General features: G+C 70.1%; 7 protein-coding genes and 2 pseudogenes. 2 read left to right on the plus strand and 7 right to left on the minus strand.

Features of this window, described 5'->3' with window-relative positions; translation table 11 throughout:
• Positions 1–226: 226 nt before the first annotated feature.
• The 6 genes and pseudogenes from C1I97_RS03775 to C1I97_RS41025 form a co-directional block, all read right to left on the minus strand.
• On the minus strand, positions 227–715 hold the full coding sequence (locus tag C1I97_RS03775; RefSeq protein WP_181446544.1) for a hypothetical protein: 489 nt from the start codon (positions 713–715) through the stop codon (positions 227–229).
• Complete coding sequence (locus C1I97_RS03780) at positions 703–5,502, minus strand: putative T7SS-secreted protein (RefSeq protein ID WP_111001797.1); 4,800 nt, start codon at positions 5,500–5,502, stop codon at positions 703–705. The genes C1I97_RS03775 and C1I97_RS03780 overlap by 13 nt, the downstream gene beginning before the upstream one ends.
• Before the next feature lie 2 nt (positions 5,503–5,504).
• A complete protein-coding gene (locus tag C1I97_RS03785) occupies positions 5,505–6,170 on the minus strand; it encodes a hypothetical protein (protein WP_111001798.1) in 666 nt (221 codons plus the stop codon).
• Positions 6,160–6,360, minus strand: coding sequence for a hypothetical protein (locus C1I97_RS03790; RefSeq protein ID WP_146608147.1), 201 nt, complete (start codon positions 6,358–6,360; stop codon positions 6,160–6,162). Before C1I97_RS03790 ends, C1I97_RS03785 begins: the two co-directional genes overlap by 11 nt.
• A gap of 177 nt (positions 6,361–6,537) precedes the next feature.
• Positions 6,538–7,002, minus strand: a pseudogene (locus C1I97_RS39615) (transposase family protein); the annotation flags it as partial.
• Positions 7,003–7,086: 84 nt separating this feature from the next.
• A pseudogene (locus C1I97_RS41025) lies at positions 7,087–7,918 on the minus strand (saccharopine dehydrogenase NADP-binding domain-containing protein); the annotation flags it as partial.
• 111 nt (positions 7,919–8,029) lie between these two features.
• Between C1I97_RS41025 and C1I97_RS03805 the strand changes: the two are divergent.
• A complete protein-coding gene (locus C1I97_RS03805) occupies positions 8,030–9,019 on the plus strand; it encodes a helix-turn-helix domain-containing protein (RefSeq protein ID WP_111001800.1) in 990 nt (329 codons plus the stop codon).
• Between the two features lie 409 nt (positions 9,020–9,428).
• Here the strand turns inward: C1I97_RS03805 and C1I97_RS03810 are convergent, their stop codons facing one another.
• On the minus strand, positions 9,429–10,367 hold the full coding sequence (locus C1I97_RS03810; RefSeq protein ID WP_111001801.1) for an aminoglycoside phosphotransferase family protein: 939 nt from the start codon (positions 10,365–10,367) through the stop codon (positions 9,429–9,431).
• A gap of 252 nt (positions 10,368–10,619) precedes the next feature.
• On the opposite strand from C1I97_RS03810, the gene C1I97_RS03815 reads away from it, so the two are divergent.
• Positions 10,620–10,969, plus strand: a 350-nt coding sequence (locus C1I97_RS03815) for a helix-turn-helix domain-containing protein (protein WP_146608148.1), incomplete at its 3' end; no start/stop codon positions are given.

The following is a 10,969-nucleotide window of genomic DNA, read 5'->3' on the forward strand; positions in this document are numbered from 1 at the left end:
ACCGCACCGGACCGGGAACGAACAGACACGGACCACCTCAGGAAGACAGGACACCCACCGAACCACCCGAAGCGTTCCAACCGCCGACTGCCCTGTCCCGGGAACTTCAAGATCCCCGACAGAGTCCTGATCCTGTGACACTCCGGCTGCCCTGCGACAGCGGCTGCCCCTCGGTGAGGACGACGAACGAGCCGTACCAGTACCCCAGGCTGTCGGTGAAACGGCGTTACGCCGAGGCGGGCGCGGGTTCCTCCAGCGCGACCACGACCATCACCGGAAGGTCGGTGTCCTGCTGTACCACACCGGCGGTCAGACCCCGTCCGTCGAGGGCCCACTTGCGGGCGGCGACGAACTCGTCTTTGTCCGTGGCCGTCAGCTCAGCCTCGACAAGGTGGCCGGCGAGCGGGGAGTTTTCGATCTCGGGGAGGAACGCGCCCAGCGCCTGCTCGCCCTGCTCGTAGACGGCGTCCAGGTCGTCGAAGTAACCGGACTCGTCGACATCGCGGATCCAGACCGCGAACGAGACACGGACCGCCCCGCTGCGGAACTTCTGGATCCACCCCCGAATGCCGTCCTTGCGCCAGGACGTCTCCACACCGTCGCGGGACTTGCCCCCGGGCGTCCACTCCTGGGCCGCGAACCTTCCCGCCGCGCCCTCGGCGGTCAGCGGGACCAGGTTCCGGAGCTCTTCCAGCATTGCGGTCACTGCAGCCATGAACTCATTCCACTCATGCCGTTGCCGGGCACGTGATACGCCTTCAGCTGTCCGCTGGCGTAGGCCTCGGGGAAGGCCTTGGACAGCACCTCGTTCACATGCGCGGCGCCCCATTCATTGGACACCATATAGCGGACCCCCTTGCCCCTGAGGTCCTCGTTGAGGGCGAGCAGCTTCTCGGTCTGCGTGGTGAGCCGGCTCTCGTCGTAGAACTCGAAAGCAGGATTGTAGGGGGATTTTTCCCACTCGCCGTAGTTGTCGCCGCCGGTCCACTTGGCTTCGGTGACCCAGCCGTCCCGTGGACCGCCGTCGATATGGACCTCTCGGCCGTCCGGCAGGATCCACTGTTGCTCGTACTTCTGGTCGGTGACGAGTCGCTGGTATCGGAACGACGGGCGTTCGAGTTGCTTCTCGGTCAGCCAGCCCAGTCCCTTGAATCGCGAGTAGGGCGACAGGCCGAGCGGGTCGCAGACGGTGAACGGGTTGTGCACATAGGCGACCGGGTTCGGCGCGGGGCCGAGACCGAGAGGGTCTGGGGAGGTGTAGCGGCCGGTCCCCGGGTCGTAGTGGCGGAACAGGTTGTAATGGAGGCCGGTCTCGGGGTCGTAGTACTGGCCGGGGAAGCGCAGGGGGGTGTAGGCGGTACTGGAGCGAGTCCAGGCGGTGGTCCCCCAGAGGGTACTCCTGGCACGCCAGGCGATTTCGCCCGATTCGTCGATCAGCTCGGTGGGCGTGCCCACTAGGTCGGTGGCGATGGCGAAGAAGCGCCGGTCGATCTCCTCCTGGCGGATGTCCGGGGTGAGGAGGCGTTCCGTCTGGGACAGCGGAACCAGGCCACGGTGGTCCCAGGTGAAGGCGACCACATGCGGCAGGTCCGGCGTGTGGACCGTCTGTTCGCACAGGGTCCTGCCGTCCCAGGTGAAACGGATCTCCTCAGCGACGCTCCCGCCATCGTCGGCGAGGCGCTGCTTGGCGGTGCGGCGGCCCAGGGGGTCGTAGCGGTAGCGCCAGCGGGTTCCGTCCGGGGTGGTGACGGAGGTGAGGCGGTTCTCGACGTCCCATGCGTAGCGCCAGGTGTCGGGCTTGCGGGACAGGCGGGTCTTCTGCCGCAGGGTGATGCGGCCGAGGGCGTCGTGCTCGAAGCGGACGGATCCGGCGCGGGTGATCGCTGTGCCGACGTAAGTCCGCGGTCCGGTGGCTTCGGTGCCGGGGTGGGAAGCGGGCCAGGACGCCTCGGTCTGGTTGCCGCTCGCGTCGTAGGCGTACCGCTCGGTCCAGCCCTGCGCGTGGACGGCGGTGACTCGGCCGGCCGCGTCCAGGGCGAAGGTGCGGGAGCCCGACAGTTCGTCGGACAGGGAGGCGAGATGGCCGTCGGCGCGATAGGAGTAGCGGCGGTGGTTGAGGGAGCGGTCGCTGATCGTCAGGTGCTGGGCGGAGAGTCTTCCGGCCTCGTCCCAGGCGGAGGTCAGGGTGAGTGCGCCGCCGAAGACGCGCTCGAGTTCCCGGCCGGCCGCGTCATGGGTGAAGGCGACCTCACGGCCGCCGACGGTCATCCGAGCGGGGCGGCCGACGGTGTCGTAGCCGTATTCGGTGACCGCGCCGGTGGGGGTGGTGCGGAGGATGCGACGGCCCAGGGCGTCGTAGGCGTAGTTCATGGCGCGGCCGTCGACGAGTTCGGTCTTGATCCTCCCTCGCCGGTCGTACACATAGGCGACCTCGCTGTCCGGTCCGACTGCCTGCAGCAGGCGTCCGGCCCGGTCGTACGTATAGGTGGTCACCTTGCCCGCGGCGTCTTTGCGGACTGCTTGGCCGAGCTGGTCGTAGGCGTAGGAGACGACACCGCCGAGCACGTCGGCCCGGGCGGTGAGCTGCCCGGCGGCGTCGTAATGGTAGGTGAGGGTGCGGCCGTCGAAGTCGGTCTCGGAGACGAGCCGACCGGCTTTGTCGTACGTGTACGACCAGGTAAGCCCTTGGGGGGCGGTGACCTGGGTGAGCCGCAGGTCGGTGTCATGCTCGAACTCGTAGCGGGCGCCATCGGGGTGAGTGCGGGCGGCGAGGAGGTCGAAGTGGGTGTACTCGAAGCGGGAGACGCCGCCGGCCGGGTCGGTGTGGGTGAGGCAGTTGCCCTCGCCGTCGTAGGCCCATGACTCGGTGGAGCCGTCCGGGGTGACACGGCGAACGAGATTGCCGTCCGCATCCCATTCGAGACACGTGGCGCCGCCCACCGGGTCGACGATGCGGACCGTCCGGCCCAGAGCATCGCGTTCCAATCGAGTGGTGCCGCAGGCCGGGTCGGTCACCTCCACCGGCAGGCCGGCGGCGTCGCAGTGCACGGTGGTGGTGGCGCCGAGGGCGTCGGTGACAGTGATGAGCCTGCCCCGGTCGTCGTAGGCGTATCGGGTGGTGGAGCCTGACGGATCAGTGACGGCGGTGCGGTTGCCGCGTTCGTCGAACTCTTGGAGCCAACGGGTGCCGTCCGGCCCGTGGAACTCTGTGGGCAGCCCGAACGAGCCCCGTACAGTGCGCAGTTTGCTTCCGTTGGGCCGGGTGACGGCGAGCAGGCGGCCGTCCTCGTCATAGGTGAAGGCGGTGGTACGGCCCAAGGGGTCGGTGCGGGTCAGCAGGTTGCCGCTGGTGTCGTAGGTGAACCGGGCGGTATGCCCGAGCGGATCGGTGGTGGCGAGGACGCGACAGCCGGGGCCGATGAGGTGACGGGTGGCGCGGCCGTCGGCGGTGGTGAGCGTGGTGGTGCGGTGGCCGGTGGCGGGGTCGGGTTCGGTGTAGGTGAGGGTGACCTGGACGTGGCCGGCCTCGCCGCCCTCGGCGACGACCCGGTCGCGGTCGTCGTAGACGTAGTCGTAGCGGCGTTCGTTGGAGTCGGTCCAGGCGGTGACGCGGCGGCGGTCGTCGTAGACGAAGGTGGTGGTGGCGCCCGACGGCTTGGTGACGGCGGTGAGGTCGCCGTCCTGGTAGCCGTAGCCCATCAGGGGCAGGTCCGCGCCGCCCTGGCCCGCGCCGGCCAGGGACAGGGCGGTGATACGGCCGTCGCTCACGGCGATGGTCACCTGCTGGCCCGCCGAACAGGTCAGGGCGAGCGGGATGCCGTCCTCGGTGCGCTCCACGGCCCACCAGTTGCCGTGAAGATCCTCGGTCCGTTCCAGCCAGGCGGTGCCGTCGTCCCCCGGCTCTCTGCCGGACGGGGCGGTGAAGTGGCGGACCAGGCCGGTGTCGGGGTCGGTGACCGTGTAGTCGCCGCCCGCGTCCCGGGCCAGCAGGGCGCGGAAGGCGCCCGTCTCCGGCCTGGTGGGAACGCCGGGCACCGGATGCGGATAGGTGATCAGCAGGCCGTCGGCGGTGACGTGGACGACGCCGACGGCGTCGATCTCCAGCCGCTCGTCGACCGTGGAGGCCCAGGAGGGCCCGAAGAAACGGCCGACCGTGCAACCGGACTCGGTGCGACGGGTGAACACCAACGGCAGAGTACCGGGCAGCGCGAAATCGGTCTGGGGCAGGAACATCCGGCCCGTGGCGAGGTCGACGGGGTCGGTGCCGGCAACGGTACGGGTTGCGTCCGGACGGTTGTGGGTGCCGTGGGGGACGTCGTCGACCAGTCTGCGCACCCGCGCGGCGTCGGCGGCGTCCGCGGCGAGACGCACGCCCTTGACCCCGGCGCCGCCGCCGCCGGTGGCCACGGTCAGCGCCAGGTCGGGGATCAGCCGGCCGAAGCCCTCGGCCGGGTCCTTCATGAAGTCCTTGACCATCTGGGTGCCGGTGCCGACGGGGTCGTTGGCGGCCACCACCAGGCCCGCGGCCAGGCTGTTGAGGGACGTCGCGTACTCGGCCGGGTGCGTGAGGTTGTACGGGTCCAGGAAGTTGACCGAGCGGACAAAGTTCAGGAGGCCGGCCGTGCCCTTGATGATCCCGCCACCGACGTGGTCGCCCATGAACTGCAGCTCCTGCAGACCGTCGCCCACCTGCTGCGCGTACGACGGCTTCTCCGGGGCCATGTCCCGCGCCGCCCGGACCGCGGAGCGCGCGGTCTCCGCGGCCGAGTTCCGCTGCTTGCGGGCCTCGGCGAGGAGGTCCTGCGCCTCCTGCATCAGCTTCTTGCCCGGGTCGTGGAACGTCGCCGCGGGACGCGGCGGCAGCGTGGACGGGTCCCGCTGGTCGGCGGGCTGGGCGTTGTACCGGTCGACGGCCTTGTTGTAGCCCTCGACCTTCTTGCGGTGCGCGTTTGCGGCGTCCTCGGAAGCCTTCACGCCCTCCTTCCACATATCGATCGCCGTCTGCGCCTGATTTTGAGCCCATACCACGGTGCCGGCGAACGCCTCCAGCGCGGCGGCCGCCTTCTCGACCGCGTCGGCGCCGGTGAACCACTTCGGCGGCTGGGTGCTCACGGCCTTCCGCAGCGCCTCGGCCGCCTCGCCCTTGAGCTGCGAGGAGCCCAGGCCCTTCAAGCCCTCGCCGGCGTCGTCGAACGCCGTCTGGAAGGAGCGGAGTTTCCCGGCGGTCGAGCGGATCTTCTCCGGGCTGCCGTAGATGAGTTTGGTCTTGTCCTCACTCTGCCCCAGGTCCATCTCGTCGACCTCGGCGCCCATCCGGTTCGCGACCGAACGGGACTGCTCGCGCACCCAGTCCGCGCCGGACTCCCAGCCGACGTCGTCCAGCCGGTCCGCGGTCCAGTTGCCCGCGTTCTCGACCCGGTCGCCCACCCACTCGACACCGTCCTCGACCGCTTTCTCCACCGAGTCCGGTGTGATGTCCCTGATGAAATCGCCGACGCCCATGCTCAGTTACCCCCGTCGCCGCCCTGACCGCCCTGCTGCTGCGCCTGCCGGGCGCGTTCCTCGGGCGACGGCCCGAACGCCTCGTCCAGCGCCCGGTTCCACTCGTCGTCGTCGATGCCCAGCTTCTCGTTGAACATCTGCGACTGCCGGCCGCCCTGCCCCTCGGTGAGAACGGTGCGGCCGGTGTCCTTCCAGGTCTGCTCGATCTCCTGGCCGGCCCGCTCGAACGACTCGGCGCTCCAGTCCGGTTTCAGCGAGTCCGGCGTGAAGATGTCGCCCCAGTCCTGCCGGGCTATCTCCTCCTCGGAAGCGTGCGGGTTGCCGCCGAACAGGGAGTTGACCCCCACCTTCAGCGTTCCCGCGACGTACTGGTCGTGTTCCCACTGCGTTCCCGCCGCCAGTCCGAGCCGGTTCGCTATCTGGCCGGCGTCGTTCACCAGGGCGCGCACACCCCACTCCCAGCGCTCGCAGAAGTCCTCGAAGTCGACCGCCAGGCCGTGGTGCCCAACCTCCATCCCGGTCATGGACAGGGCGGAGAAGCCCTTGCCCATCACCGAACCGGTGGCGCCGCCCAGGTCACCCAGCCCGTCGATGGTGGCGCCCACACCCTTCGTGAACTTCGCGACCGACGCCCTGTCGAAGTTCAGATCCATCCCGTCACCACCCACGGCCGCGCCCCTCCTTGGCCGCGTCGGCGTCGACGGCGGCCCCGCCCGAACGCACCGACCACAGACCTCCGTCGGCCACCGGCACCAGAAGGACCGAGCGTCGCATCTCGCCGACCAGAGCACGGGGGTCGCCGTCTCCCCTCCTCCGCTCGGCGATGCGCTCGGCGAGCGCTGTCCCTGCCTGCTCCACGGCCCCTCCCTCGTCCTGGGCGACTGACGGCACCTTAGTACTCCAGCAGCGGTTCTTGCCCTGAGCTGGTGTTTGTCGTTGCCTTGACACGGAGGGACGGATGAATTCGGCACCTAAACGACGTCCCGTAAGCGGGTGTTGGGTCGGGACTGAAATGGACTTGGGCCGGGGTGGGGCTTACCCGGCGAGAGCCAGGTTGTGCAGTCGGGCCATGCCGAGGACGGCGTGGTGGACGCCGTCGCCGAGCAGTCGGCAGTTGAGCAGGACCTTGTAGGTCCCCATCCTGACGAAGGCGTGTTCGGCACGGGCCCTGGCTCGGTGGTGGACGGTGTTGTAGGCGTGCTGCTCAGGTGTGAGTGGTCTGTCTTTGCGCGGCCAGTGCGGGATGAGGACAGGGGTGCCGCGATAGCCGACGTCACCGAGGACGGGCGTGTTCTTCACGGCACGGTCCACGCCGGATTCCCGGTAGGTGCGGGCGTCGTGGCGGTTGCCGGGCAGGGGTCGTCCGGCCGCTACGACCAGCCGGGTGTCGGCGTCGATGACGACCTGGTGGCTGGTGGAGTAGCGGTAGTTCTTGCTGGAGGCGGCCACGCTGCGGTCGCGGGCCGGGACCAGGGTGCCGTCCACGATCAGCACCGTGTCGGCCGGGTGCGGGTCTGCCAAACGAACGGGTCTGTCCCGTAGTCGGGTCCCGTAATCGGTGGTAGCGCTGTGTAGTGATCGCTGGAGGAGGATGCGGTGGTGGAGCAGGGGGGAATCCGGCTCGGCCGTGCATCTGCCTCATGATCCGCTTGGTTTGCGTGTTGGCGCCCTCGGTGCGGCCGTTGTGGTACGGGAGAGTGAGGCCGGTGTCGACGGCTGCGCGGTCGAGTTCGAGGCCGTTCACGAAGGAGTGCAGGTGGGGCAGGTCAGCCACGCGAACCGTGGTGATCCAGTCGGTGAGCTTGGCGTCGTTGCCCTCCACCGGGGTCAGTAGCTGAGCGAACGCACCGATGAGACAGGCGAGTTCGGTAACCTCGGGGCAGGCTTCGGCGAGTTCCCGCAGTGGTGCGGTGCCCTTGTCGCGCAGGTTCTCGGGGCGGGTGAGCAGTCGGCCGAGGGCGTCGAGGCGCTCGCCCCCGCTCAGTGCGGCGCGCCGGGAGACCGCCATCGGAGGGAGGGAGAGGGAACGTCGGCAGTGTCGGCTCTGCATGGCCCAGTCGAGGAAGGCCCTCAGGCAGGTGCGGCCGTGTTCGGTGTTCTCGGCATGCCAGGCGTCCACATACGGGATCCCGGCGCGCAGTGCCGCCTCGATCACGGGGGCGGCCGTCGTGGCGAAGGGTCCGGCACAGTTGATCACAGCCGCCGTGCCGGCCAGCGCGCGGTCGAGCGAGGCCGGGTCGTCGACCGACGCCGGGCGGGCGTCCAGCCCGGATGCCGACTCCGCCAGTACCTTCAGCCTGTCGGCGTCGCGCCCGGAGAGAACCGGGACGAACCCGCGATCCAGCAGCTCTGCCACCACAAAGCGCCCGGTGTGCCCGTACGCGCCGAACACCGCCACCTTGAGCCCCGATCCCATGGGTTCTCCCCCCGCACTCGAATGATCTGTTGTGATCCGACACGGACATCCTGTCGAGGGCGGGCGTCCCGCACGAGTGTCCGGAACGACACGACCCGTACAATTCCGGACGTGACCACTGTTGCGCTGGCCGTCACTGACGGGATGCTGTACTTCGAGCTGTCCCTCGCGTACGAGGTCTTCGGCGCCGCCCCGGCCGGCGTGCCGGGCCCCTGGTACGACCTCGCCGTCTGCGGACCGGGCGCCGTGCGGGCCGGCCGGTTCCGGCTGGAGTCCGACCACGGGCTCGACCGGCTCCCGCACGCCGACACTGTGATCGTCCCGGGCTGGGCCGACGTCGACGAGGACCCACCCGCCGACCTGGTCGACGCGGTGCGCGCGGCCCACGAGGCAGGCGCACGCGTGGCCTCCCTCTGCACGGGCGCGTTCGTGCTGGCCGCCGCCGGCCTGCTGGACGGGCGGCGCGCGACCACGCACTGGGCGCACACCCGAGCCCTGGCCGCCCGCTACCCCCGGGTGACGGTGGACCCGGACGTCCTCTACGTGGACAACGGCAACGTGCTCACCTCCGCCGGCAAGGCCGCCGCCATGGACCTGTGCCTGCATCTCGTCCGCCTCGACCACGGCTCGTCGATCACCAACGCCGTCGCCCGCCGCCTGGTCGTGCCGCCGCACCGGGACGGCGGCCAGGCCCAGTTCGTCACCACCCCGGCGCCCGCCCCGGACAACCACCCGCTCGCCGAACTGTTCCCCTGGGTGATCGAACGGCTGGACCAGCCGCTGACCGTGGAGGACCTGGCCCGCCAGGCGCGGATGAGCTCGCGCAACCTGGGCCGCCACTTCAGGTCGGTGACCGGCACCACCCCGCTGCAATGGCTGCTCACCCAACGGATACGCCACGCCCAGGAGTTGCTGGAGACCACCGACGACAGCGTCGACACCGTCGCGGCGGCCACCGGCATGGGCACCGCCACAACGCTGCGCCGGCACTTCAACCGCACGGTCGGCGTGCCGCCCGACACCTACCGCCGCACCTTTCGCTCGCGGACCCGCCCGGTCCGAACGACAGCGGGCAACACCACCAATGCCCCTGAGCCATGAGGAGCAGCGCTGCGGCGGCTTGCCGACAGGAAGTCACCGCTCTGGAGCCTTTCCGTCCAGTCGTGGTTCACATCCGCGCCCAATGATTACTCCATGCGACGATGTGCCATGTCTCAGCTCCGAACACGCGACACCTCGACACGCGATCTCACCAGTCCCCAGGCCGGTCCTGTTCTCCAGGACCCGGTAGGTGTCCCACGCCACGCGGACCGCCCCGCTGGCGACTGGACCATCACTGGTCATGCGACGACCGTGTCGACAAGAGGCCGGCCGGACCTGCGTTCCGGCAACTGCGCCCGAGCACCGTGGGTGTGAGTCGTGGGGGTGGGTGGTCGGGCCGCGGCGCGCTCGGAGGCCCCGTTGTCCTGTGTCAGCGAAGGCTGAGCAGTGCCATCGAAGTTTGAGTGACTCAGGTCGCTTCTTTGGCGCTGGGGCGGTGGATCGTCGCGGTGAGGCGTCGCAGCGCAGCGTGGGCAGGTGGGCCCCAGGTACGCTTGCCACCCGGACGGCCGTGGACGCCTGCCTCTCCGATGAAGACGCAGGCGAGGGCTTTCAACACCGCCCAGCCACGGGCGCGGCGAAGGGTCGCCGGGTCCGGGACTGGCTGATAGGCGGCGTGGAAGCGGTCGGCGGCGCCGCTCGGCAGCAGCATCCACGCGGCGGCGAGGTCGCAGGCCGGATCGCCCGCGCAGAGGTCGCCGAAGTCGATCACGCCGCAGAAAGTGCCGTCCTCGGTGAGGACGTTGGCCGGATGCAGGTCGCCGTGGAGCCACAGCGCCGGCCCCGTCCAGTCGGGGGCGGCGACGGCGTCTTCCCAGACGGCGCGGACGGCGTCCGGGTCGGAGAGCAGCCCCAGTTCGGTGGCCGAGGCCAGCGCCTGGGCGAACGGCTCGGCGTGGTCGGCCAGCGGACCCCCACGGTCGCGGCCGGCCGGCGCCCCTTCGGGGGCAGGTCGGTGAAGAGCGGTCAGGAAGGCGGCCAAGGTGTCGGCCGCCTCCGCGGCGCGCGTGGCGGGGGCGCGGTCGGCGGGCGTTCCCGGCACCCAGGTGGTGACGATCCAAGGCCGCGGAAACCGCTCGGAGGGTTCGCTGAGGCGCTGCGGGACGGGGACCGGCAAGGGAAGACGCGGGGCGAGAGCGGGAAGCCACTCGTGCTCTTTGCGCAGCAGCGCGTCCGCGGACAGCGTCGCCCAGGGCAGCCGGACAGCGAGGTCGTCGCCGAGCCGCCACAGCTGGTTGTCCCAGCCACGCGCGCCGAGCTTCAAAGGGAGATCGGCCAGGTCCGGGTGCTGGTCGTGCAGCAGATCCCGGACCAGCTCTGCGGTGATCTCGGTCTCGGTGCGGGTCATGCGGAGCCACGATAGTCGGACAGTGACCCGCCGTTCGTGACGCCAGCACCCAGTGCCGCTCGAACTTCGATGGCACGAACTCACCGATCATCAACCTCGGACGGTAAAGATCGGGGTTCGGTGGCACGGGCCACCCGTGCGCCGTTCATAGACCACAGCACTCCCTTCGAGCGCGGCCCGTACGCAATCTGTACGGTAAAAGTACGCATTCCGTACGGTTCACGTGATAAGGTGTCGCTCAGGAGGTGCTTCATGTCCGAGTTGTTCGACGCGGTCGACGCCCTGGTCGCGTCCCGCTCTCCGCTGCCGCCGCCGGAGGAGCGCAAGCGGCTGCGCCAGGTACACGGCCTGACGCTGGACGAAGTGGCCGCCGCGCTGAAGGTGCGCCGGGCGACGGTGTCCGGCTGGGAGTCCAGCAAGACTCGGACCGAGCCGCGGGGCCCGGAACGCGAGGCGTACGCACGGCTGTTGAAGCAGCTCGCAGAGCTCTACCCGGCGGTCCCTGTGGCGGAGGAGCCGGCCGCCCCGGCCGCGGTGCCGGCCACGCCCACCGGCACGCCCGCCCCGGCGCCGGAAGCGCGGCCGCGGCCCTGTCTCTTATA

Source organism: Streptomyces sp. NTH33, from assembly GCF_003236365.1.
Lineage (GTDB): Bacteria > Actinomycetota > Actinomycetes > Streptomycetales > Streptomycetaceae > Streptomyces.